This is a genomic window from Streptomyces sp. NPDC102490, assembly GCF_044765285.1.
Lineage (GTDB): Bacteria > Actinomycetota > Actinomycetes > Streptomycetales > Streptomycetaceae > Streptomyces.
On sequence record NZ_JBIWJU010000012.1, the window covers coordinates 1 to 23,805 of the forward strand.

At 74.7% G+C, this 23,805-nt stretch carries 15 protein-coding genes; 2 read left to right on the plus strand and 13 right to left on the minus strand.

Going from position 1 to position 23,805, the window contains the following annotated elements; translation table 11 throughout:
* A partial coding sequence (locus tag ACIRGB_RS26540) for a type I polyketide synthase (RefSeq protein WP_403869930.1) occupies positions 1-1,771 on the minus strand: 1,771 nt, incomplete at its 3' end.
* The gene (locus tag ACIRGB_RS26545) at positions 1,768-3,024 is read right to left on the minus strand and encodes a PucR family transcriptional regulator (RefSeq protein ID WP_403869933.1); all 1,257 of its coding nucleotides are present in this window, start codon (positions 3,022-3,024) and stop codon (positions 1,768-1,770) included. The genes ACIRGB_RS26545 and ACIRGB_RS26540, both read right to left, overlap by 4 nt.
* A 338-nt stretch (positions 3,025-3,362) precedes the next feature.
* On the opposite strand from ACIRGB_RS26545, the gene ACIRGB_RS26550 reads away from it, so the two are divergent.
* Complete coding sequence (locus ACIRGB_RS26550; protein ID WP_403869936.1) at positions 3,363-4,673, plus strand: acyltransferase domain-containing protein; 1,311 nt, start codon at positions 3,363-3,365, stop codon at positions 4,671-4,673.
* A 94-nt stretch (positions 4,674-4,767) separates the two neighbouring features.
* Here the strand turns inward: ACIRGB_RS26550 and ACIRGB_RS26555 are convergent, their stop codons facing one another.
* The 8 genes from ACIRGB_RS26555 to ACIRGB_RS26590 form a co-directional block, all read right to left on the minus strand.
* Positions 4,768-5,985 carry an acyltransferase family protein gene (locus ACIRGB_RS26555; protein WP_403869939.1) on the minus strand — a complete coding sequence of 406 codons (1,218 nt, stop codon included), beginning with the start codon at positions 5,983-5,985 and terminating at the stop codon, positions 4,768-4,770.
* A gap of 314 nt (positions 5,986-6,299) precedes the next feature.
* Positions 6,300-6,845, minus strand: a complete 546-nt coding sequence (gene msrA, locus ACIRGB_RS26560; protein WP_403870692.1) for a peptide-methionine (S)-S-oxide reductase MsrA — start codon at positions 6,843-6,845, stop codon at positions 6,300-6,302.
* A 79-nt stretch (positions 6,846-6,924) separates the two neighbouring features.
* The gene (locus tag ACIRGB_RS26565) at positions 6,925-8,355 is read right to left on the minus strand and encodes a GAF domain-containing protein (RefSeq protein ID WP_403869942.1); all 1,431 of its coding nucleotides are present in this window, start codon (positions 8,353-8,355) and stop codon (positions 6,925-6,927) included.
* Positions 8,356-8,407: 52 nt separating this feature from the next.
* Complete coding sequence (locus tag ACIRGB_RS26570) at positions 8,408-9,469, minus strand: rod shape-determining protein (protein WP_358740770.1); 1,062 nt, start codon at positions 9,467-9,469, stop codon at positions 8,408-8,410.
* 140 nt (positions 9,470-9,609) lie between these two features.
* The gene (locus ACIRGB_RS26575; protein ID WP_403869947.1) at positions 9,610-13,638 is read right to left on the minus strand and encodes an SAV_2336 N-terminal domain-related protein; all 4,029 of its coding nucleotides are present in this window, start codon (positions 13,636-13,638) and stop codon (positions 9,610-9,612) included.
* Positions 13,638-14,663, minus strand: a complete 1,026-nt coding sequence (locus ACIRGB_RS26580; protein WP_403869950.1) for an AAA family ATPase — start codon at positions 14,661-14,663, stop codon at positions 13,638-13,640. Before ACIRGB_RS26580 ends, ACIRGB_RS26575 begins: the two co-directional genes overlap by 1 nt.
* Before the next feature lie 115 nt (positions 14,664-14,778).
* A complete protein-coding gene (locus ACIRGB_RS26585) occupies positions 14,779-16,434 on the minus strand; it encodes a trypsin-like peptidase domain-containing protein (RefSeq protein WP_403869953.1) in 1,656 nt (551 codons plus the stop codon).
* The gene (locus tag ACIRGB_RS26590; RefSeq protein WP_403869956.1) at positions 16,431-16,817 is read right to left on the minus strand and encodes a CU044_2847 family protein; all 387 of its coding nucleotides are present in this window, start codon (positions 16,815-16,817) and stop codon (positions 16,431-16,433) included. Before ACIRGB_RS26590 ends, ACIRGB_RS26585 begins: the two co-directional genes overlap by 4 nt.
* Before the next feature lie 226 nt (positions 16,818-17,043).
* Between ACIRGB_RS26590 and ACIRGB_RS26595 the strand changes: the two genes are divergently transcribed.
* A complete protein-coding gene (locus tag ACIRGB_RS26595) occupies positions 17,044-20,700 on the plus strand; it encodes a S8 family serine peptidase (RefSeq protein WP_403869959.1) in 3,657 nt (1,218 codons plus the stop codon).
* A 79-nt stretch (positions 20,701-20,779) separates the two neighbouring features.
* Here ACIRGB_RS26595 and ACIRGB_RS26600 read toward each other — a convergent pair whose 3' ends face one another.
* The 3 genes from ACIRGB_RS26600 to ACIRGB_RS26610 all read right to left on the minus strand — a co-directional run bounded on the left by ACIRGB_RS26600 (position 20,780) and on the right by ACIRGB_RS26610 (position 23,797).
* Positions 20,780-20,908 (minus strand): hypothetical protein, encoded by a 129-nt coding sequence (locus tag ACIRGB_RS26600; protein ID WP_403869962.1) that lies wholly within the window; start codon positions 20,906-20,908, stop codon positions 20,780-20,782.
* Between the two features lie 62 nt (positions 20,909-20,970).
* On the minus strand, positions 20,971-22,347 hold the full coding sequence (locus ACIRGB_RS26605) for a carboxyl transferase domain-containing protein (RefSeq protein WP_403869965.1): 1,377 nt from the start codon (positions 22,345-22,347) through the stop codon (positions 20,971-20,973).
* A complete protein-coding gene (locus tag ACIRGB_RS26610) occupies positions 22,340-23,797 on the minus strand; it encodes an acyl-CoA synthetase (protein WP_403869968.1) in 1,458 nt (485 codons plus the stop codon). The genes ACIRGB_RS26605 and ACIRGB_RS26610 overlap by 8 nt, the downstream gene beginning before the upstream one ends.
* Between the last annotated feature and the right edge of the window lie 8 nt (positions 23,798-23,805).

Genomic DNA, 23,805 nt, shown 5'->3' on the forward strand with positions numbered 1-23,805 from the left:
CCTCATACAACTCCCGGCCCATCCCCGCCCGCTGCGCCCCCTGCCCCGTAAACAAAAACGCCGTACGCCCCTCACCCACCACACCCGACACCACACCCACACCACTCACAGCGGTGGAGGACTCGCCCGCCTCCAACGCCCGCAGACCCGCCACCGCCCCCACACCCTCACGCGCCAGCACCACACCCCGATGCTCGAACACCGACCGCGACACCACCGACGACAACCCCACATCAACCAGCCCCGCACCCCCCTCCACCAACCCCGCCACACGCCCCGCACCCACCCGCAACGCCTCCACCGAACGCCCCGACACCACCACCGGCACCACACCCGGCGACTTCACGGCCGGCGCCGACTCCTTCTCTGTCTCCGGCTCCGGGGCCTGTTCCAGCACCACATGCGCGTTCGTGCCACTGACGCCGAAGGAGGACACCGCGGCCCGCCGCGGACGGCCCGTCACCGGCCACGGCCGGTTCTCCGTCACCAGCTCCACCGCACCCGAGGACCAGTCCACCGCCGGCGTCGGCTCATCCACATGCAACGTCCGCGGCACCACCCCGTGCCGCATCGCCAGCACCATCTTGATGACCCCGGCCACCCCCGCCGCACCCTGCGTATGACCGATGTTCGACTTCAACGACCCCAGCAACAACGGCTCGCCGTCCGGCCGGGACCGGCCGTAGGTCGCCAGCAGCGCCTGGGCCTCGATGGGGTCGCCCAGCCGTGTTCCCGTGCCGTGCGCCTCGACGACGTCGACCTCGGCCGGGGACAGCCCCGCACTGGCCAGCGCCTGCCGGATCACCCGCTGCTGCGACGGACCGCTCGGCGCCGTCAGCCCGTTGGACGCACCGTCCGAGTTCACCGCGCTGCCCCGGATCACGGCCAGCACCGGGTACCCGAGCCGCCGGGCGTCGGAGAGCCGGGCCAGCGCGAGCATGCCCACGCCCTCGGAGAAGCCGGTGCCGTCCGCCGCCGCCGCGAACGCCTTGCAGCGGCCGTCGGGTGCGAGGCCGCGCTGCCGGGAGAACTCCACGAAGCCGTCCGGCACCGGGATCGCCATGGCGCCGCCGGCCAGCGCCAGCGAGCACTCACCGCCCCGCAGGGCGGTCACGGCGTGGTGGATCGCCACCAGCGAGGACGAGCAGGCGGTGTCCATGCTGACCGTCGGCCCTTCCAGGCCGAGGACGTAGGAGAGGCGACCGGAGGCGACGCTGGTCAGCATCCCGGTCATGACGTGGCCCTCGGTGTTGGTCGCCGTGCCGTCGACGGAGTAGCCGGTGTACATCACGCCGACGAACACACCGGTGTCGCTGCCGCGCAGCGACCGGGGGTCCATGCGGGACCGCTCGATGGCCTCCCACGTGGTCTCCAGGAGCAGCCGCTGCTGCGGGTCCATCGCCGCGGCCTCCCGCGGCGAGATGCCGAAGAACTCGGCGTCGAACCCCTTGAGGTCGCTGAGGAACCCGCCGTGGCGGGAGTAGAACTTGCCCGAGGCGTCGGGGTCGGGGTCGTACATCGCGTCGACGTCCCAGCCGCGGTCGGCGGGGAACTCGGTGATCGCGTCGACGCCGTCGAGGGCCAGTCGCCACAGCTCATCGGGCGTGGACACGTCGCCGGGGTAGCGGCAGCCCATGCCGAGCACGGCGATGGGCTCCGAACGGCTCGACTCGAGTTCGTCCACCCGGTCCCGGGCCTTCTTCAGGTCCGCGGTGACCCACTTGAGGTAGTCGAGGAGCTTCTCGTTCTTGTTGTTCTGGTCGCCACTCACCTGGACACCGCCCGAATCGAGTTTTCCAGTCCTGCCGTTGCCGCCGCGGGGTCCGGCCCGGCCAGCACCGCCGAGCCGAGCCGTTCCGCCAGGTACAGCGCGAGGTGCAGGCGCAGGTGGTCCTCGCGCAGGGACCGCCCGAGCAGCTGCTCCGCCTTCTTCACCCGGTAGACCACCGTGTTCTTCGCGATGTGCAGGTGCTTGGCCGTGACGGCCACGGCCCGCTCGTTGTCCAGCAGGCACCGCACGGTCTCGCGCAGGGCGGCCATGGTCTTGCTGTCCTCGGCCAGCGGGCCGAGTTCGCGCCGTACGAAGTCGGTGGTCGCCTCGGCGTCGTTGCCGAGCAGTATCACCAGCTCCAGGGCGCCGTAGTCGCACAGCCGGGACGGTCCGCGCTCGGTGATGCGGCCGACCCGCTCGGCGGTGATCGCCTGCTCGTGCGAGCGCCTGAATCCGGCCACGCCGTCACCGGGGAGTCCGGAGGCGACGTGGATGTGCGAGGGCACCTCCACCTTCTGGTCGGAGTGCCGCAACTCGTGCGGGCGGCCGGAGGCGCGGCCTCCCCACGCCCACAGCCGGCCCGGACCCGCGGGCAGCAGCAGCGTCGAGGAGCAGCCGGCCTGCTCCAGCAGACGCAGCGCCGTGGTGCCCAGTTCGTGACTGCCGTCCGGGGTGACCTCGTCCTGCCACACGACCAGCGCGATGTGGTGCAGCGTCAGTTCGTAGCGCAGCTGGCGCATCGCCCGGCGGTTGCCGACCGGCTTGCCCTCCAGGATCGAGGTGACCAGTTCGAAGCGTTCCCCCGCGGGGCCGGCGAACCAGCGGTCGCGCTCGGTGGCGAACTTCTCGGTCACCGCGGCCGAGAGCGTCTCCATGCCCTCGAACAGGTCGGCCGAGATGGCCCGCATCAGGGCCGGCTGCTCCTCGGCGGGGAGGTGCTCCTCGCAGAATTCGAACAAGGCGCGGGTGAAACTCGCGTGGGTGGCGCGGACGTAACGCAGCAGCAGATCGACGGTCGTGCTGTCCGCGACGTGTTCCCGAATGGCGTTCGTGAGTTCCGTCGAAAGCAGCCCGGTAATGCTCCGGACGCCGCTCAGCCGCATCACGACCCACAGGGCGATCGACTCGACGAGCCGCGTGTCACTACAGGACTTCCGGTCGAATCGGGAGAACGGTTCTTCGGCCAGTTCGGCCAATAACAGACGGCTGTTCTCGATCGCCCAACCGGTGGCGCCCGAGCCGACGCGACGCACGGACTCCTCGACCAACTGGGCGCTGGCCGAGGGGAGATGGAGTACCGAATCGTCAGCCGGACGCAGTAGGTGCAGCAGCGAATAGAGCGACGTGATCTGTGGTTGTGCATGAATGGCGGTCTGTGATACTGGGTAGCCTGACAACGAGCAGCCTCCGTGCTGAAAGCGGTCGCGACTGGGTGGTCGAAGCCTGACATGGCCTTGACTGCGGGGGGTAACGTTCCGGTAACTGGCATCTCTTTGCAGGATTACCGGGCGATGGGTCCCGACCCGAGCGACGCGGATATCTTGCCTTTCGCGATCCGTTGATCGGCGGCGATGAGGAGTTGCTCGTGACCATGTCGGCCTCACAAGACGTTCGAATCGGCGCCGGCACGGTGCCCTGGGTGCTCTCCGGGCGCAGCGAGGCGGGCCTGCGCGGCCAGGCGTCCCGGCTGCTCGCCCGGATCGAGGCGGACTCGACGCGTGATGTCGTCGACGACGTCGCGCGGGTGGGCCGGTCGCTGGTGGCGGCCGGTGCGGCCAACGAGTACCGCGCGGTGGTGCTGGGGCACGACCGCGAGGAACTGCTGGCCGGGGTGCGCGCACTCGTCGACGGGCAGGCCGCGCCGAACGTGACCCGTGGCCGGGCGACCAAGCAGGCCCGGGCCGAGGCCCGGCCGGTGTTCGTGTTCCCCGGTCAGGGCACCCAGTGGGCGGGCATGGCGGTCGCCCTGCTCGACGGCTCACCGGCCTTCGCCGCGGCGGTCCGGGACTGCGAGCGGGCTCTGGCGCCCTACCTGGACTGGAAGCTGGAGGACGTGCTGCGCGCTGCGCCGGACAGCCCGCCGCTGGACCGGGTGGACGTCGTGCAGCCCGTCCTGTTCTCGATGATGGTCTCGCTCGCCCGCCTGTGGGGCCGCTTCGGCGTCGAGCCCCGGGCGGTGGTGGGCCACTCCCAGGGCGAGATCGCCGCCGCGCACGTGTCCGGCGCGCTGTCCCTCGCGGACGCGGCCCGGATCGTCGCGCTGCGCAGCCAGGCCCTGACGGCGATCCGCGGCCGTGGCGAGATGCTGACCGTGATGGCCCCGGTCGACCAGGTGCGGGCGATGCTGACCGAGTGGGACGGCGCCCTGTCGGTGGCCGCGGTGAACGGCCCGGGCACCGTCACGGTCTCCGGCGACGTCGCCGCGATGACCGAGTTCGGCGCCAAGCTCCGCGCCGAGGGCATGATGCGCTGGCGGGTGCCGGGCGTCGACTTCGCCGCGCACTCCGCGCATGTGGAGGACTTGCGGCCGACCCTGCTCGACCTGGCGGCGGAGGCGAAGCCGGTGCACACCGACGTCCCCTTTTACTCGACGGTCACCGGCGAACGCGTCGACACCGCCGGACTGGACGCCGAGTACTGGTACCGCAACCTGCGCCAGGAGGTCCGCTTCGACGCGGCGGTGCGCTCGCTGATCGCCGAGGGCCACACGGTCTTCGTGGAGTGCAGCGCCCAGCCGGTGCTCTCGGTGGGGATGCAGGACATCGCCGAGGAACTCGGCCGCCCCGTCACGCCGATGGCCACCCTGCGCAAGGAGGACGGCGGCCTCGGCCGGTTCCTCGCCGCGCTGGCGGAGGCGTACGTGAACGGGGTCGCGGTGAACTGGACGGCAGCCTTCGAGTGATCCGCCGCCAGGGCCCGTCCGACGTCCGCCGGACGGGCCCTGGAACGGCCGGCTCGTGCGCCCGGGCGGTTGCGTTCGCCCGGGCGCACGCGGGTCACCGTGCGGAGCCCGCTTCCACCGGGGGCGCTGCCGGCTGGTGGAAGAGCGGCACGCCCGTGCCGCCCGGCTTGTGCCGGCCGAAGCGCCGCACCAGCGGCTTCTCCACGCACAGGTACAGCACGGTGGCGATCACTCCGGCCGCCGCGAGCACCCCGAGGGAGATGAGCGCGCCGACCCCCAGCGAGAACGTGCGGGTGCCGAGCAGTTCGGCGGCCGTCACGATGGTGATCCAGTGGACCATGTAGAACGCGAAGGAGATCTCGCCGAGGAACACCACGGTGCGGTTGCGGAACACCGAGGTGGTCTGGCGCCGGTCGGCCGTCGCGGCGGCGGCGATGAGCGGCGCGGTCCAGATGGTCGCCAGACCCGCCGAGCCCGCCAGGTACGGCTCGTACAGCGCGATCACGTAACCGGCCACGGCGAGGGCGAAGGCGGGCACCAGGCCGACCCTCGGCCACCGCCCGGCCGCGACCACCCGGGCCAGCAGGATGCCGAGGACGAACTCCAGCGCGCGCACCGGCGGGAAGAAGTACACGAACCAGACCTGCTTGAAGGACAGTTCGCCGGAGACGGAGAAGGCCAGCAGCCGCGGCTGGTCGCTCACCACGTAGGTGGCGATCAGGAACGCGCCGGCGATCAGCAGCACCACCACGCCCAGGGCGGGCCACAGCCACTCGTCGCGGATCCGCCGCAGCAGCGGCAGCAGAGCCGGGAACATCAGGTAGAAGAAGAACTCGCAGCACAGCGACCAGGCCACGCCGTTGACCGCCGCGCTGGTCTCCACGCTGGGGAACCACGCCTGCTGCATGGTCGCCGCCGCGATCCAGTCGACGGCGCGGGTGGGCCGGTCCGTGCTGACCACGAGGATGGCCGCCAGCGCGAAGGTGACCACGTGCATCGGGCCGATCTTCGCCAGGCGACGGCGCCAGAACGAGGGCGCCGTGTCGTCCGAGCGCGCGGTCCAGGTCAGGACGAAGCCGCTCAGGATGAAGAAGAAGCCGACGCCGTAGGAACCGGAGAGGGTGAACTTGTCCCGCAGGTCGTCGCCCGTCTCGCCCGGGATGAGCGTCGTGTACCAGAGGATGTGGGTGAGGAAGACGAGCAGGGCCGCGAAGGCCCGCAGTCCGGTCAGCGACGGCAGCCGGGAAGGCGCCGACCCGCCGGACGCGCCCTTGCCGCCGATCGCGCTCACACCGGTTTCCTGAGTCACCATGTGATCACCGGACCCGGGCCGGAAAGCGCGTAATCGTCGGCGGGACGCGGGGTGAGCGGCGGACGATAGGGGGATCTGATCTGCCTGTGCACAGGAATGCGAACCCGTGCTGTCGGGGAGCCTGACAACGAAGTGCCTCCGTACCGGAAAGCGGGACGCGACTGGGTGGCCGCAGGCTATCCACGGATTCTCGGAGGCCGGTAATCGCCCGGTAATCGTCTGCCGGAGACGCAATTACCGGGCGGTGGGTTCCGCGCGGTCGGCCGACCCCGTTCCCGGTCCGGATCGGCCGCCGCGGGCGGAACTTCGCGGGGTCAGTCGGTGTCCAGGCCCAAAGAGCGCAGCTTCGGCTCGATGACCGCCCGGCAGTACGGCTGGCCGCGGTTCTGGTTGTAGAAATCCTGCTGGTCGGCCTCGGCCACGAAGAACTGCGCGTACGGCCGCAGGTCGGTCACGATGTCCTGGCCGAGCTTCTGCCGTACCAGCTCCATGACCTTCTCGGCGCTGGCGCGCTGCTCCTCGTCGGCGTAGAAGATCGTCGAGTGGTAGATGGAGCCGCGGTCCGCGCCGCTCTGGTTCGGCGTCGTCGGGTCGTGGCTCTGGAAGAAGAAGACCAGCACCTCTTCCCGGCTGATCACGTCCGGGCGGAACGTCAGCTGCACCGCCTCGACGAATTTCTGCGGGTTCCGCCCGTAGCGCAGGTAGTCCTCGTAGTTGGGCGGTGGACCGTGGTCCCCGGCGTATCCGGCGACACTCGAGGTTATACCGGGCGTACGACGCGCCACCGCGTCGAAAGACCAGAAACAACCGGGACCCAGCGTCAGAGTTTCGACGGAATCGGATTTCTCATTCACGGACATCGCATCGGCCACAGGAGCCCTCTCCAGACTTATTCGCCCGTATCTTTTTTGGAGTGTAGCAGCGCCGGGTGACGTATTTTCAGCCGTGTATTGAGTGGTGCCAGACGCTCGTCGTGCCCCGGCCGCCGCCCGCGCCCGCGGGGCGCTCGCCGTCGTCGGAGACCGACAGCCGCACCGCGCCGTCCGGGCCGCCGTCGGTGGCGTCCACGGTGACCTCGACGCGGGTCGTCCCCGGGCGCCGGGCCGCGTCGGCCAGGGCCCGGCGCAGGGCGGTGACCAGTCGGTCCGCGACCGGCTCCGGGACGCGGGTGTCCACGGGGCCCCGGAACTGCGTGGACGGCGGGAAGCCGAGCAGGGCGGCGGCGGACGCGCTCTCGCGCAGCACCCGCCCGCGCAGGCCCGTCGGCGGACCGGCCGGGGGCTGCTGAAGGGTGAGGATCGCCGTCCTGACCTCCCCGACCGTGGACCGCAGTTCGTCCACCGCCCGGTCCAGAAGGCCGCCGACGTCCTCCGCGCCGGGGCGGCGCCGGGTGGACTCCAGCATCATGCCGGTGGCGAACAGCCGCTGCACCACCAGGTCGTGCAGGTCGCGGGCGATCCGGTCGCGGTCCTCGTAGACCGCCAGCCGCTCCCGGCCGCGCCGGGCGTCGGCCAGGACCAGGGCGAGCGCCGCCTGCGAGGCGAACTGCGTCGCGAGCCGCCGTTCCAGGTCCGTGTACGGCCGCCCGCCGCGTCGGCGCGGCAGGGCGAGGGTGCCGATGAGCCGGCCGTCCGCCCGCAGCGGCAGCATCATGCTGGGCCCGAACCGGTGCCGCACCCGCGTCGTCATACGGGGATCGGTCGCCGAGTCCTCGATGAACACCGGCTCGCCGCCGAGCAGTTGCTCCAGCACGGGGCTGCCCGGTGCGATGGTCGCGCCGACGATGCCGTCCGGGTCGTCGGGCGACGAGGCGGCCACGATCTCCATGCCGCCTTCGGCGGTCGGGTGCAGGATGACGCCCGCGCAGGCGCCGGCGAGCAGCCGGGCCCGCTCGGCCACCGTGGTCAGCGCGTCGTCGGCGCCCTCCTCGGTGAGCAGCGCGGTGGTGACGGCCGCCGCGCCCTCGATCCAGCGCTCGCGCTGCCGGGCCGTCTCGTAAAGCCGGGCGTTGCCGATCGAGACACCGGCCTGCGCGGCCAGGACCCGCAGCAGCTGCTCGTCCTCGACGGTGAAGGGCGCCGCCCCCGGCCGTCCGGCCAGCCGCAGCTCGCCGAACTCCTCGTCCCGCACCAGGATCGGCACCCGCAGCAGGGGCGCCGTCTCCGGTACGTGCTCCGGGCCCGGGGTGCGGATCTCGGCGAGGCCGCTCTCGCCGGGGTCCGCGACGACCAGGGCCGCGCGGCCGGCGCCGGTCAGTTCGGCGGCGCCGTCCACGACGCGCCGCAGGACGGTGCGCAGGTCGAGGGCGGTGCCGACGTCCAGGAGGGCTTCGAGGAGACGGGTCAGTCGGGGCGCGGGCTGCGCGGTCATGCGTCCGGCTTCCTCGGCTTCCTCGGTTCCTCGGCCCTCGGACCCCCGGCCCTCAGTCGGCGTCGGCGTCGGCGGTCGTCGGGTGCAGGACGAGCGGCTCGACCCGGCCCTCCAGCATGCTGCCGAGGCCCTGGACCGCGCACACGTCGGGCCGCTCCGCGATGTGCACCGGCATACCGGTGGCCTGGCGCAGCATCTGGTCGAAGCCGGGCAGCAGCGCGCTCCCGCCGACCATCATGATCCCGCGGTCGGCGAGGTCCGCGACCAGGTCGGGCGGGCAGTCCCGCAGCACCTTGCCGATCCCGTCGAGCACGGCCGTCAGCGGCGTCTGGATGGCGTTGCGCACCGTGGCGGTGTCGACCCGCACACTGCGCGCCAGCCCGGTCGCCACGTCCCGGCCGTGGATCTCGGTGGACGCCGGACCCTGCGGGGTCAGCCCGTTGCCGGACAGCGCGAGCTGAAGCGGGCGCACGGACTGGCTGGGCAGCACCAGTTCGTGCTGGTGGCGCAGCAGCTGCACGATCGCGTGGTCCACGGCCTCGCCGCCCACCGGGATGCGCTCGGCCGTCACGATCGAGCCGAGGGAGAGCACCGCGACCTGCGTGGCGTGCGCGCCGCACACCATGATCATGGTGGCCTCGGGCTGCTCCACCGGCAGTCCGCAGCCGACCGCCGCCGCGATGAGCGTGTCGACCAGCTCCACGCGGCGCGCGCCGAGTCCGACCAGCGTCTCGATCGCCGCGCGCTGGGACAGCGGGTCCGCGTCGTGCGGGGTGCACACGGCGGCCCGCAGCCGGGGCTTGCGGCGCAGGTTGCGGCGGATCCGGTCGCCGAGCAGGTGGCGCAGCATCCGCTGGGCCATCTCGATGTCGACCACCGTGCCGCCGGAGACCGGTCGTACGACGCGGATGTAGCCGGGGGTGCGGCCGGTCATCTTCTCCGCGAACTCGCCGACCGCGATGAGCGCGCCGGTGCGGGTGTTGACCGCCGCGGCGGACGGCTGGTCGACGACGAGCCCGGCCCCCTTCACGTAGACGCGGGTCCGCGCCGCGCCCAGGTCGACGGCGAAGTGGCAGCGGCGCAGCGCCTCCAGACTGGCGGTACTGGCGGTCATGGCGAATCCTCCCGAGAGCGGACCGTGCGGGGCCGCCCGGTGGACGGCCTCCTGGACACCGATCGTGCGGGGCGGGACGGGCGGGCGCCCGTTGGAGGGGGCCGGGCGGGGGGCCGCTGAACGGGGGGCGCGCGAAGCGTTCAGCGGTGCCCGGCGGCGGTGGGCGGCTCCGCGGCGCCGGGACCGCCGACCAGCCGGTACCAGCCGGTGCCGTCGGGCAGCGGCTGGAAGAGGTCCGGGGGGAACGCGGGCCCCTCCTGGCCCTCCTCGCACACCTCGTCGTAGTAGAGGGAGTCCGAGAGGGCGATCACCGCCTGCGCGGGCGAGGCGTCCAGGACCGCCCCGACCGATTCCCCGGCGGCCCGGAACGCCTCCTCCCCGGCGCCGTCCAGCCGGAACTCCACCTGCCAGAACTCCGCCCGCAGCCGTCGGCCGCCCAGGCGCGGCAGCAGCCCGGGCAGACCGGCCACGGTCGCCCTGAGCAGCGGGGCGGCCTCGACGCCCGGCGTCAGCAGCACCAGCAGGCCGCCGTCGTCGTCCAGGAGCCGGTGCGAGGCGCCGTCCATGCCGCTGTCCGCCAGCAGGTCCGCGACCACGCCGTGCAGGGCCGCGCGGGCACCGGAGGCCACCGGGTTCTCCGGGCGCCCGGGGGCCCCCGGTTCGCCGGTGAAGGCGTAGCGGGCGCAGGCGCGGAAACCGGTGTCGAGGCCGTCCTCCGGGTCGTCCGGTTCCCCGTCCCCCGGACCGGGTCGCGGCTCCTCGTCCCCCGCGGGTTCCGGTTCCGGCCCCTCGTCCCGCATCACGTCCCGTTCCTCGCTCGCCTCCCGTTCCTCCCTGGCCGCCGCGTCCGCCGGGGCCCGTGCCGTGTCGTGCTCCGCGTCGTCCGCCGGCAGCGGTGTCCACAGGCGGTCCGCCGCGGGGAAGGGGCTCTCCGGCGGCTCGTCCGGCGCGGACCCGACGGACGCGGTGCCGTCCGGGTCCCCGGGCCGCCGCCCGTACTCCGGCCACGGCGCGTCGTCCGCCGGTACCGCGTGCTCCTCGCGCAGCTCCCGGCCCAGGGCCGTCAGGGCCGGGCTGCGCCCCCCGGACAGCTCGTACTCCTCGTACACCTCCAGCGCCTCCTCGCCCCGGCCCTGGCGGCGCAGCGCGATCAGGTACAGGCGGCGGAAGTCCTCCCGGTGCGGGTGGGCCCGCAGCAGGCCGGCCAGTTCCGTGGCGGCCCGGTCGTACTCGCCGAGGGCCAGGTCGAGTTCGGCACGCCGGGTGTGCAGGGCGAGCCGCAGCCGCAGCAGCCGGGTGCGGGCGGTGCGGGCGGCGGGGCCGGGCACGTCCGCGAGCGGTTCGGCGTCGCCCCACAGCGCCAGTGCCTCGGTGACCAGGCCGTGGGCCTCGGTGAGCGCGTCCCGCAGACCGGCCGCGTCGGCAGCCCGCACCAGCTCGTCGCAGCGCACCAGGTCCAGGTCGTCGGCGCTGGTGTGCAGGGCGTAGCCGTGGGCGGACTTCGCGAGGACGCCCGGGCCCAGGACGTCCGCCAGCCGCGTCGCCAGCCGGGTCACCTCGGCCCGCGGGTTGCGGGGCTCGTCGCCCGGGTCCCACAGCCCCCAGCGCAGTTCCTCGTGCGTGACCGTGCGGCCGTGCTTGAGCAGCAGCATCGCGAGCAGCGCGCGCACCTCGGGGGCGGGGCCGGACGAGCCGTCCGGGAGGCCGACCCGCAACGGGCCCAGGGCGCGGTACCGGCGCGGCCGGTACGCCTGCTGCGCCCGGGTGAGCAGGTGCGGGTCCGCGAGCAGTTCGAGACCGCGGGCCTGGGCCGCCGCCGAGGGCGACATCAGCTGGTCGAAGGCGTGCGCGTAGTGGATGCGCAGGGCGGGGGGCAGCCGGTCCAGGCGGCGCGAGTCGATCGGGACGGCCGGGCGCGCGGGCCCCGACGTCAGCCGCAGCAGGACGTCGCACAGGGCGCGCAGGTCGGCGGAGCGCCTGCCGGGGCCCGAGGCCAGGCCCGGTTCGAAGAGGCTGAGCCGGACCGTGCCGTCCGGCAGCAGGACCACCCGGGACGCCTCCAGGCCGCCGTGCGCCAGGCCCGCCCGGTGCAGGGCGGTGAGTGCCCGTGCCAGCTGCGACCCCACCGACACCGTCAGCGGGGCCGGCAGCCGCCGGTCGTCGGGCCGGGTGAGGGCGCCCAGCGCTATGCCGTCCAGGTGCTCCATGACGACGTACGGGACGTCGTCCTCGATGCCCGCGTCGAGCACGGTCACCAGGTTGGGGTGGGAGATCCGCGTCAGCAGGCCCGCGTTGCGCAGGAACGCCCGGCGGGTGGCCGGGTCGGGGTCCGCGTCGTGCAGCCGGATCGCCACCGTCCGGTTCGTCGGCGACGGGTCCGGCGCCGTCCGCTCCGGTCCGGTGTCCTCCGCCAGCCAGATCCTGCCGGACGGGGTGAGCCGGCGCGTGGGCCGGTAGCGGGCGCCCAGGGCGGGCGGGAAGGGCGACGGGACGGCGGGCCGCTCCCGCACCGTCAGCTGCCGGGCGCTCTCCTCGCTGATCGCCGCGAACGACTCGCCGGTGTCGGCCCGTTCGGTGCCCTCGCGGGAGGGGATCAGCGCCCGGAACTCGCCGGGCGAGCGGCCCGCCCGCTCGTCGATCAGGCCGCCGGTGCGCAGCAGCAGTTCGTGGGTGCGGTTGCGGGCCGTGCGGGGCAGCCCGCGCAGGAGCAGCTCGCGCACGCCGGGGCGGAAGGCGTAGGAGCCGGGCGGCCCGGGGACCGTGGTGAGCAGCCCGCCGAGGATGACCTCCGCCAGGTGCTGGGGCCGCGGGTCCGGCTCCACCGCGGCCTGCACCAGCCGCATCACCGGCAGGTCGGGGCGGCCGAGCGCGAGGTGGCCGGCCAGCCGGTAGGCCGGTGGGGAGGCGCTGGCGCGGAAGCGCAGGACGAGTTCCTCGGCGGACAGCCGCGCCAGGTCGGTGCGGTCGTCGGCGTCGGCGGGCAACGGGCGGTGCAGCGCGGCGGCGGCACCCGGGTACGGGGTGCCGCCCGGACCGGCCACCAGCGCGGCCCAGTTGGCCAGCCACTCGGGTCCCGGCTCCAGCACCGGGACGTACGCCGTGCCCTCGGGGGCCCGGGGTGCGGCGCCGTCGTACGGCGTGAAGGCGAGCGAGGCGCTGGGCGCGGCCCGGTGCGGGGCGGACAGCCGGCCCGGCACCGGCGGCAGGGCGGTGTCCCGCCACAACTGCTCGGGCAGCGGCTGGAGCACGGCCAGCGGTGTGCGGCGCGCCCAGCCGCGCAGCGTGCCGAACCAGCGGGTGCCGGCCGGGCCCTCCCGCCACTGCGGTCCCATGCAGTCGCTGATCAGCAGCATGACCGTACGGCCGTCGGCGGGGATCTGGGCCCCGTCCCCGCGGACCGTGCCGTCGGCCTCCGCGCGGTGCAGGGTGACGGTGCGGAAGACGCCCGACTGGGCGAGCGCGGCGTGCAGTTCGCGGACCAGGGGCTGCCAGACGGGCATCGTGGGGCCCGCGTCGTGCACCAGGTGCAGGCGCAGCCACCGCTCCCGTACCGGGCGCAGCACGGGCAGCCACCACTCGGGTCCGGCGCCGAGGCGCGCGATGCGGTCGGCGGTCGCGGACTCGTCCACCTCGTGGCCGACGGGCGCGTCGCTGCGGCGCTTCAGCGGACGCAGGGAACGCTGAAGCGCCAGCGGGTGGCGCAGCATCGGCGGTGCGGGCGCGAGCAGGGCGCTGTGCGGCTGGGCCGTCGAGGTGCCCGGGGCCGGGGCCGGGGACGGCAGGCGCAGGGGGGTGCGGGGGGCCTCGGACCCGGGAGGGGGTCCGGCCGGCCGGTCGGCCCGGGAGCGCCGCCCGTGCCCCTCCGGCTCCGGCCCCCGGTCCTGGTCCTCGTCCGGACGCCGGTCGGGCCGGCGGTCCCGGTGCTGCTCCGGGGCGGCTGCACGGTCCGGGGGCGGCTGCTGCGGCCGCGTCCCGGACGCCGGGCCGTCCGGCGGGTCCGCGGGGTCCGCCGGGCCGGCCGTCGGGGGCTCCATCTGCCCGGCCAGCCACAGCAGTTCGGCCAGCTCCAGCGGGGTCGGGCGGGCGCCCGTGGCCGCCGCCCGGCCGAGGATGTCGGCGAGGCGGGGCAGGGGCTCGGGGTCCGGTGCGCCGGGGCGGTCGGCGGGCATCAGAAGGCGTCGGCCCCCGCGGACCGGCCGAGGTACGGCATCAGCTGCTCGGCCAGCTCGTCCAGGGAGTCGGCGCCCAGACCGGAGGAGCGGGCCAGGTAGATGGCGTTGAGCAGCTGGTCCGTGGCCAGTTCGCCGCTGCCCACCCGGGACAGGAACCGGTGGATCAACTGGCGCGCGTACCCGTCGGGCTCGCCCAGGTGGGCGCGGACGATCTCGGCGAGGTGGTCGTCGTCGGGCTGCCGCAGCCGCAGCGAGACGCAGCGGCGCAGGAAGGCCGGCGGGAACTCGCGCTCGCCGTTGCTGGTGAGGACGACGAAGGGGAAGGCGTTGCAGCGGACCCGGCCGCGCTCCACCGGCACCCGCTGGTCGGCGCCGTCGATCAGCACCTCGGCGTGCGGGCCGGGGGAGTCCCGGGAGGCCCGGACGAGTTCGGGGATCTCGTACTGGCCCTCCTCCAGGACGTGCAGCAGGTCGTTCGGCAGGTCGAGGTCGCTCTTGTCGATCTCGTCGATCAGCAGGGCGCGCGGCCGGGCGTAGGGCAGCAGGGCGGTGCCGAGCGGGCCCAGCCGCAGGTGGTCCTCGACGCCCGTGGCGGCGGCGGGGGCGTCGGACGGCCGCGCGGTGTGGCGCGCGGCGTACAGGCGGGAGAGCGGGTCGTAGGTGTAGAGGCCGTCGCCCAGGGTGCTGCGGCTGGTGATGTTCCACCTGAGGACCGGGCCGAGCCGCAGCTCGCGGGCGACCGCGTAGGCGAGGGACGACTTCCCGGTCCCGGGCGGCCCGGTGACCAGCAGCGGACGCCGCAGGTACAGGGCCGCGTTGACCAGTTGCACCGTGTCCTCGGTGGCCTGGTAGGTCGCGGCCCGGTGGGTCCGGTCGGGCGAGGCGGCCGCGGCGTCGCCGTCCGCGTCCGGCGGATCGAGCACGGGACCGCCGTCGAAGTCCCGCCAGGGCGGGGGCGGGGGCAGCCGGGCGATGCCGTCGTGGGGGTCAGGCGCGCCGGTGTAGACGGGCCACAGGGGCATGGGTTCTTCTCTCCGGGCGGTCGGTACGGCGGTTGGTACTGCGGTGGATACGGCGGTCGGTTCGTCACGGTCGTGGTTCGGCGGGGTGGTCGGCGCACGGGCGCGGCGGGCGGGCTCAGCCGACCGGGGAGTGGAGCAGGGCGGGCGGCTCGGCGAAGCAGCGGGGGTCGTCCCACAGGAGCTGGACGTCCCGCGCCCAGTGCTCGTCCGGGGCGTCCGCCGCGTCCGCCGTCTCGCGCAGCTCCATGACCAGGCGGGGGAGTTCGGCCGGCGGCACGCCCGCCACGGACGCCGCCAGCTCGTCCAGGAACGCCGTGCCCGCGCAGCGGCCGTCGGGTCCCTCCTCGCCGGGGCAGTCCCGGCGCGGCCACAGCAGCACCGGGACCGGGAGGTTGAGGCCGACCTCGAAGTACTCCGGCGCGGCCGAGGGCGGGGTGGCGAAACCGGCCAGCTCCGCGTCGTCCCGCAGCCGTTTGCGCAGCCCGGCCGGCCGCTCCCGGGTGCCGCAGTCCACGCGGTGCAGCCGGCCGCCCGGGCCGGAGCCGAGCCTGCGCCACTTCTTGCGCAGCTGGTGGCGGAGGCGTCCGCTGCGGTGGCGGTACCGGTCGGTCACCACGAGCGGGTAGGCGCAGCCCAGCGGTGTGGAGTCGTCCTCCCCGCACTCCCAGTGCGCCACCGGTTCGTTCAGCCACTCGCGCGGGAGCACGAAGACGAGCAGTTCGTCGGCGCCGGGGTCGAGCTGGGTGAACGCCTCGTCGATGCGCTCCTGGACGAAGGAGCGCACCGCGCCGCGGGCCAGCCGGCGCGAGCCCACCGGGCGGCGCTGCCCGTCCCGGTAGGCGGACACCTCGACGGTGACCTGGTCGGCGCCGGCCCCGCTGTGGTCGATCTCCACGACGATGGGCGACCAGGCGGCGGGGCGCGGCGGCGGGGCGTGCAGCCGCTCCGCCAGCCGGTCGGCGAACCGGGCCACGGCCGCCGGGTCCGGCACCTCCCACTGCACATACGCGGCGGCTTCCCGCAGGGAGGCGAAACCGCCCGGCGGCAGCGGCGGGTCGAAGGCGTCCATCGCGGAGACGTACAGCCGGTTCGGGTCGCAGTCCAGGCCGCCCTCCTCGGCCCGGCGCACCAGCGCGTACAGCCGCCTGCGGGCGTCCGCCCGGTGACCGGGGGTGGGCACCAGCTCGCCCAGCTCCGGCCAGTAGCGCGCCATGACCTCGACGGGCAGCATCCGCCCGACCCGTACGTCCCGGGCGCCCGCGACGGCGGAGACCATGCCGACGACCGTGCCGTCGGCCAGCGTCAGCGCCGCGCCGCTGAACCCGGCGGCCAGCGGCTGGCCGTGCGCCGTGAGCGCCTCCAACTGGACCCACTCGTCGGAGATGAGCGGTCCCGGCAGGGCGCGGTAGGAGGCGAGCATGCCCTCGTCGTACCCCTTGGGGAAGCCGTAGGCGATCAGCTCGGGGACGGGCGCGGTCCGCTCCGTGCCGGGCGGGGCGAAGGCGGCGGGGGTGAGCGGCACCTCCCGGTCCAGCTCCAGTACGGCCAGGTCGCCGAGGTCGGCGGCGCCGTCCCGCCAGCCGCCGTGCACGGCGACCGTGCCGGACAGCTCGCCCAGCTCCCGGCGCCCCGGGAAGCTCACCGTCACCGGCGCGCGGTCGGCCCACCTGACGACATGGGCGCAGGTGAGCAACCGGCGGGCGGAGACGAGGAATCCGGCGCCGACCTCCGTGCCGCACGCGACGCGGGCGTGCCAGGCGGCACCGCTCATGACAGCGCGGCGGCGTCCGGGGTCGCGGGACGCGTCGAAGCGGGCTCCGGCTCGGCGCGGGCCGGGGACGGCTCGGGCGACCAGCTCAGTCGCACCACCAGATGGCCCTCCGCCGAGCCCTTCGCGATGACCGCGCCGGCCTCCGCGCTCAGCTTGACCCCGAACTCCAGCTCCACCGCGTCGGGTCGGAGCGAGCCGTCCCGGAAGACCCGCAGCGCGGACGCGGCCGCCGCCCGCACGCCGTCCAGCGAGTCCTCGAAGGTGCGGGCCGCGCGGGCCGGGCCGTCGCCGCGCGAGACCAGCCGGGCGCCGTCCTCGTCCTCGACGCCCTCGACGACCACCCGTACGCCGTCCTCGGTCTTGAACTCGACCAACCCGTCCATGACGCCGCTCGCTCCCCGTGTGCCGTACGTGTCCGTGCGCGGCACCATTGTGACGGACGGTACTCGGCCGTGTCCCGTCCCGCGCCGTCGGTCCGTCCGGCCGCTGGCGGAAACCCGCCAGGGCGACTAACCGCCGCCCCTGGTCAACTCCCTTGCCCCACGGGCCCCCTGAGACTGCTCACAGCACTCGTCACAGCACTCTACGACGACACGAAGAGAGACGTGGATGAGCACAGGACCAGTCAGACGCGGGGCGGCCCTCCTGTCGGCGGGGCTCGTGATCGCGCTGCTGCCGGCCGGGACGGCGGCGGCGCAGGACCCGCCCCCGGACCCGGCGCACCCCCCGGCCGCGGCCGACCGCACGGCCACCGCGCACGGCGCGGCCCGTACCGTCACCCTCGTCACCGGGGACCGGGTGACCGTCACCGATCTCGGCGGCGGGCGGAAGACCGTCACGGTCGAGCGGCCCGAGGGCGCCACCGGGGCCGTGCGCACCAGCAGTTCGGGCGGCCGGACCACCGTCGTACCGGACGAGGCCCTGCCGCATCTGCGCGACGGCAGCCTCGACGAACGGCTCTTCGACGTCGGTGAGTTGCTGAAGCAGGGGCTGGCCGACGACGAGACCGGCGAGCTGCCGCTGATCGTGACCTACGGCAAGGGCGCGCGGGCCGCCACCCCGCGAGGCACCGAGCGGACGCGGTCGCTGCCCAGCGTGCGCGGCGCCGCCGTGCGGGCCGGCAAGGGGCGTGAATTCTGGCGGGAATTCACCCGTGGCGGCGCCGGTGTGGACGGTGTGTGGCTCGACGGACGGGTCACCGCGGCGATGGCCGAGTCCAACGCGCAGATCGGCACGCCCGAGGCGTGGGAGGCCGGACTGACCGGCAAGGGCGTCACCGTGGCCGTGCTGGACAGCGGCGTGGACGCCGGGCACCCCGACCTCGCGGGGCGGATCGCCCGGAGCAAGAGCTTCATCCCCGGCGAGGAGGTCGCCGACCGGCACGGCCACGGCACACACGTCACCTCCACCGTGGGCGGCAGCGGCGCGGCCTCCGACGGCAAGGAGAAGGGCGTCGCGCCCGGCGCCACGCTCGCGGTCGGCAAGGTCCTCGACGACGGGGGCTCCGGCAGCGAGTCGGAGATCATCGCGGGCATGGAGTGGGCCGCCCGGGACGTGGACGCCGGCATCGTCTCCATGAGCCTCGGCTCCACCGAACCCAGCGACGGCACCGACCCGATGGCCGAGGCCGTCAACACCCTGTCCCGCGAGACCGGCGCCCTGTTCGTGATCGCGGCCGGGAACACCGGCGCCCCGTCCTCCATAGGCTCGCCCGGCGCGGCCGACGCCGCCCTCACCGTGGGCGCCGTCGACTCCGCCGACCAGGCCGCCTGGTTCACCAGCGCCGGGCCCCGGTACGGGGACAACGCGCTCAAGCCCGACCTGTCGGCCCCGGGCGTCGGCATCCTCGCCGCCCGCTCCCGGCTCGCCGAGGGCAGCGGCGACTACACCAGCATGGACGGTACGTCGATGGCGACGCCGCACATCGCCGGGGTGGCCGCGCTGCTCGCCGAGGAGCACCCCGACTGGAGCGGTGCGCGCCTCAAGGACGCGCTGATGTCCACCTCGAAGGAACTGGACGCCCCCGTCCACCAGTCGGGCGCCGGCCGGGTCAGCGTGCCGGACGCCGTGAACGCCGACCTCACTGCCACCGGCAGCGCCGACCTGGGCTTCTACGCGTGGCCGTACGCGTCCAACGAGCCGGTCACCAGGACGCTCACGTACACCAACGACTCCGACGCGCCGGTCGAGTTGCGACTGTCCGCGCGGGGCGCCCCCGAGGGTGTCGTCACCCTCGCCGACACCTCCCTGACCGTGCCCGCGCACGGCACCGCCGCCACCACCGTCACCGGTGACGGGTCCAAGGCGCCGGTCGGCACCACCGGCGGACAGGTCGTCGCGGCCGACGCGAGCGGGAAGACCCTCGCGCACACCGCGTTCGGGCTGGTCAAGGAGGACGAGCGGTACACGCTCACCGTGCACGTCAAGGACCGCTCCGGCGCCGCGGCCCCGGCCGACCTGACCGTCCAGCGGCTCACCGGGGGCGTCGACCCCGTGCCCGCGCACGTCCCGGACTCCGGCACCCTGGAACTGCGGCTCCCGCGCGGGACGTACAGCCTGGCGTCCTTCCTCGACGTGCGCGGCAGCCACGGCGCCGACTCCCTCGGCCTCGGCTTCCTCGCCGCACCGGAGGTCGCCCTCGACCGGGACCGCGAGATCACCCTGGACGGCCGTGAACTGCGCGAGATCAGCGCCGAGGTCGACAAGCGCACCGAGACCCGGCAGCTCCTCATGGAGTACGACCGCAGCGCCAACGGCTCCGACCTGTTCGGCGCCGTCCAGGTGCCGCTGACGTACGACAGCGTCTTCGCCGCGCCCACGAAGAAGGTCACCCAGGGCGACTTCGAGTACCGCACCGTGTGGCGGCTCGGCAAGCCGCTCCTGGAGGTCAAGGGGATCGGCGAGGCCGCCGTGCAGTCCGGCGGCACCCTGATCGAGGGCCGCACCCGGCTGCCCCTGGTCGACGTCGGCGCCGGGCCCTTCCCGGGCGGCGTCCGCGGCAAGGCGGTCCTCGCCCGGCTCACGGACGGGACCGAACCTACGGCGCTCGCCCAGGCCGCGCAGGACGCGGGCGTCAAGGCGCTGTTCGTCACCGACGACGCGCCGGGACGGCTGATGTCCTGGTGGGGCACCGACGACAACGCCGACCGGCCGCTCCAGATCGCCACGGTCTCCGCGGCCGACGCCGCCCGGCTGCGCAAGGCCGGACGGGTCGACATGACCGGCACCCGCGACACGCCCTACGTGTACGACCTGTCCGAGGGGCACAAGGGCGCCGTGCCCGACCGGGACCTCGCCTACGCGCCCGGACACCGCGGCCTCGCAGTGCTGCACACCAAGTACCACGGCGACGAGCCGTCGAGCGGCGGCGAGTTCCGGTACTCGATCACCGACACCTTCCCGATCGGGCTCGGCTTCCGGGAGCGGATCGCCTACCCCGCCGAACGCACCGAGTACGTGTCCACCGGGCCCGGCCAGCTGTGGCACGAGACCGTGACGAGCGCCGGTGAGGCGCTGGAGGAGCGCGGCGGACTGTCCGAGTACCGGGGCGGCTCGCGCGCGGAGCTGAACTGGTTCAAGCCGGTGTGGCACCCCTACCTCGGCACCGGGCTCGGCTGGGGACAGCAACGGGCCGGGAACCGGCTCCAGTTCAACGCGCCCGGCTGGGGCGACTCGGGGCCCGACCACACCGGTTTCGGCGACGTGTGGAGTGAGAGCAGCGGCATGTCGCAAACCACGTCGGTGTACCTGGACGGTGAACTGGCCGACCAGGGAACGGGTTCCGCCGCGTACGTCTCCGACGCCCCCGCCGACGCGCACACGTACCGGCTCGTCACCGACACCGCGCTGGACGCGGCACGCTGGCCGCTCGCGACCAAGGGCCACGCGGAGTGGACCTTCCGGTCGGCGGCCACGCCGGACGACCGGTGGACCTTCCTGCCGCTGATCAACCTCTCCTTCGACGTGGACACCGACCTCGCGGGCACGGTGCGCGGCGGGAAGAAGCTGCGGGTCGGGCTCGGGGCGGCGCACGTGGCGGGCGCCCCGGACACCGGCACGATCGGCGGCGGCAGGCTGGAGGTGTCGTACGACGACGGGAAGACCTGGCAGCGGGTCGGGCTGCGCGGCGGTGCCGGGGTGGCGTCCTGGCACGGGACGCTGAGCGTGCCGCGCGACGCCGAGCACGTCTCGCTGCGGGCCTTCGCGCGCGACGACCGGGGCGGCTCGGTCACCCAGGAGATCCTGCGGGCGGTGGCCGTGCGGTAGGCCCCGCTCCCGCTCGTCCGCACGCGGACGGCGCCGCCTCCCTGGGACGGGGAGGCGGCGCCGTCGGTTTCTCGGACCGTCAGACCAGCCAGCCGACGAAGTGGACGAGGCCGGCGAGGATGTCGGTGAGAAGGTTCATGATCGTGCAGCTCCTTGCGCTGTTGCTGTGCGGGGCCCGCCGGGCACCGCTGGGACTTACTCGGGACATGTGCGTCAACTACGGTCTGCAGCCCGTTGCTCGCACACCGTAAGTATCGTTGGTCCCTTCAGTCACCTACGCTCTTCAGAGCGACGATCACCTGTTCCAGGGAACACCTGCTCCCTTGTTCGGATCACGCCAAGCCGGGCCAAGTCCTGCGGGCGCAACCGCAGTTGACCGGCCGTCGTCTCCACCTCCTGCGGCGGGCGCTTGAGGATCGCCGCCGCCTGCTCCGGCGCGATGACGGAGAAGTAGCTGTCCGGGGTGGCCCAGGTGGCGCCCGGCGCCGCCAGGGCCAGCGCGCCGCCCGAGCCGCCCTCGCCGATCACCAGCGTGGTGACCGGCGTGCGCACCGAGGCCACGGCGCCGAACAGGTCCGCGATCGCCGGACCCACCCCCTCCCGCTCCGCCTCCGCGTCGTTGGCCGCGCCCGGCGTGTCCACCAGGGTCAGCACCGGGATGCCGAGCCGGTCCGCGAGCCGGAGCAGCCGGGTCGCGGTGCGGTACCCGGCGGGCCGGGTCGCCGTGCCCGTCTGGGCGGCGTACGCCACCGTCCGCCCCGCGTGCGTGCCGAAGCCGCACAGCATGCCCTCCGGGTCCCGGCCGCCGCAGCGGTCGCCGGACAGCGCGACGCGCTCGGTGAAGTAGGCGTCCAGGTACGCCACCGCGCGGGGACGTCCGGGCGCCCGGGCCCTGCGCACCGCGTCCCAGCCGTCGGCCGGCAGGTCCCGCGCGCCCAGCGGCTCCGGCACCGGCGCCGGGTCCCCGGACGGCGCCGTCAGCAGCCGCAGCCACCGGCCCAGCGTCGCGCGCAGCTCCCCGGGCGGTACGACGGCGTCCGCGCTGCCCGCCGCCACCTGCGCCTCGGCCGTGTACGCCGCGGGGTCGGCGTCCGGCGGCCGGACCCGCGAGCCCGCGAAACCGACCTGCGCGCCGGGCAGGGCGAGGACCACGTCGGCGCCCGCGCCCAGCGTCGCCCAGCCGCCCCCGGTCGCCGGGTCCCGCACCACCGCGATCTGCGGAAGACCGGCCGCCCGGGTGAGCGCCGACTGCCGGGCGACCCGCTGGAGCTGGGTCAGCGCGAGCATCCCCTCCTGCATCCGGCTGCCGCCGGTCGCCACCAACGGCACCACCGGCAGCCGGTGGGCACGGGCGTGGGCGTACGCCGCCGCTATCCGGTCGCCGGTGCGGTGCCCCAGCGAGCCGCCCAGGAAGCCGAACTCGAAGGAGATGAGCACGGCCCGGGTGCCCTCGACCCGGCCGGTGCCGCAGACGACGGACTCCGCCTCGCCGGTGCGCTCGGCGGCGCGGGCCCGCGAGGCGTCGTAGCCGGGCCAGCCCAGGGGGCCGTCCGGCCGCCACGCGCCGTCCGGGTGGGGGAGTTCGGCGAAGCTGGAACCGTCGGTGACCAGGGCGAGGAACTCCCGCGCGGTCAGGCGCTCAGCCACGGTCCAGCGCCCGCTTCATGATCTTCCCCATGTCGTTGCGGGGCAGCGCGTCCAGGTACCGGACCACGCGGGGCCGCTTGTGCGGGGCGAGCCGCCCGGCGACGTGGTCGGCCAGCGCGTCGAGGGCGGGCGGCGCGGCGGGGTCGGCCGGGACGATCCAGGCCACGATCCGCTCCCCGAGGTCCGGGTCCGGCTCCCCGGTGACCGCGGCCTCCCGCACCCCGGGGTGTTCCAGCAGCGCGTTCTCGATCTCGCCCGCCCCGATCTTGTACCCGCCGCTCTTGATCAGGTCGGTGGCCTTGCGGCCCACGATGCGGACGTAGCCGTCGGGGTCGCGCACCGCCATGTCGCCGGTGCGGAAGAAGCCGTCCGCGGTGAAGGCGGCGGCGGTGGCGTCGGGGCGGTTCAGGTACTCGGTGAACAGGTTCGGGCCGCGCACCTGGATCTCGCCGACGCTCTCCCCGTCCAGCGCCGCGAGCGGGGTGCCGTCCTCCTCCACCAGCCGCAGCTCCACGCCGGGCAGCGGCACGCCCACCGTCCCGGCGCGCGGCTCGCCGTCGGCGCGGACGCTGGTGTTCATCAGAGTCTCGGTCATGCCGTACCGCTCGATGACCCGGCGTCCGGTGGCGGCGGCGATGCGTTCGTGGTCGTGCACCGGCAGCGCGGCCGACCCCGACACCAGCAGCCGCGCCCCGGACAGCGCCTTCGCCAGCTCCGGGTCGCCGGGGAGCGTCTCGGCGATCCGGTGGTACATCGTCGGCACGCCGAACAGCATGGTCGCGCCGTCGTTCAGCTCCCGGGCCGCGCCCTCGGTGGAGAACCGGCCCAGGTGCCGCACGGACCCGCCCCGGCGCAGCGGGCCGAGGATGCCGAGGACCAGCCCGTGCACGTGGAACAGCGGCAGCCCCTGCACGAGGACGTCGTCGCCGGTCCACCGCCACGCGTCGGCGAGCGCGTCCAGGGTCGCCGCCAGCGCGCGCCGGGGGATGACGGCGCCCTTGGGCGGTCCGGTGGTGCCGGAGGTGTAGACGACCAGCGCGGGGTCGCCCTCGCCGGCGCGGTCCTCGGGGACGGTCCCGCGGGCCCGCACGTCGACGTCGATGCGCTCCAGGGCGCCCAGGGCGGGCGGGAGTCCGGCGCCCGGGGGTGCCAGGACGAGGGAGGGCGCGCTGTCGGAGAGGATGTGCGCGAGTTCCTTGTCGCCGGACTTCGGGTTGAGCGGCACCGCCGGGACCCCGGCCAGCAGCGCCGCGACCACGGCGACGGCGGTCTCCATCGCCGGGGCGGCCCAGACCGCGACCCGGCCGGCGCCGCCGATCCGCCCGGCCGTGGCGCCCGCCGCTGCGGCGAGTTCCGCGTACGTCAGCGAGCGCTCGCCGAACCGCAGCGCGGGCCGGTCGGCCGGAGCGCCGGTCGGGGCCGGGGAGAGGGCCGGGAAGAGAGAGGACACGCGTCGTA

Coding starts and splice junctions, on each gene's coding strand:
- ACIRGB_RS26550 (WP_403869936.1), top strand. CDS start 3,363: ATGTCGGCCTCACAAGACGTTCGAATCGGCGCCGGCACGGTGCCCTGG.
- ACIRGB_RS26555 (WP_403869939.1), bottom strand. CDS start 5,985: ATGGTGACTCAGGAAACCGGTGTGAGCGCGATCGGCGGCAAGGGCGCG.
- msrA (WP_403870692.1), bottom strand. CDS start 6,845: ATGTCCGTGAATGAGAAATCCGATTCCGTCGAAACTCTGACGCTGGGT.
- ACIRGB_RS26565 (WP_403869942.1), bottom strand. CDS start 8,355: ATGACCGCGCAGCCCGCGCCCCGACTGACCCGTCTCCTCGAAGCCCTC.
- ACIRGB_RS26570 (WP_358740770.1), bottom strand. CDS start 9,469: ATGACCGCCAGTACCGCCAGTCTGGAGGCGCTGCGCCGCTGCCACTTC.
- ACIRGB_RS26575 (WP_403869947.1), bottom strand. CDS start 13,638: ATGCCCGCCGACCGCCCCGGCGCACCGGACCCCGAGCCCCTGCCCCGC.
- ACIRGB_RS26580 (WP_403869950.1), bottom strand. CDS start 14,663: ATGCCCCTGTGGCCCGTCTACACCGGCGCGCCTGACCCCCACGACGGC.
- ACIRGB_RS26585 (WP_403869953.1), bottom strand. CDS start 16,434: ATGAGCGGTGCCGCCTGGCACGCCCGCGTCGCGTGCGGCACGGAGGTC.
- ACIRGB_RS26590 (WP_403869956.1), bottom strand. CDS start 16,817: ATGGACGGGTTGGTCGAGTTCAAGACCGAGGACGGCGTACGGGTGGTC.
- ACIRGB_RS26595 (WP_403869959.1), top strand. CDS start 17,044: ATGAGCACAGGACCAGTCAGACGCGGGGCGGCCCTCCTGTCGGCGGGG.
- ACIRGB_RS26600 (WP_403869962.1), bottom strand. CDS start 20,908: ATGTCCCGAGTAAGTCCCAGCGGTGCCCGGCGGGCCCCGCACAGCAAC.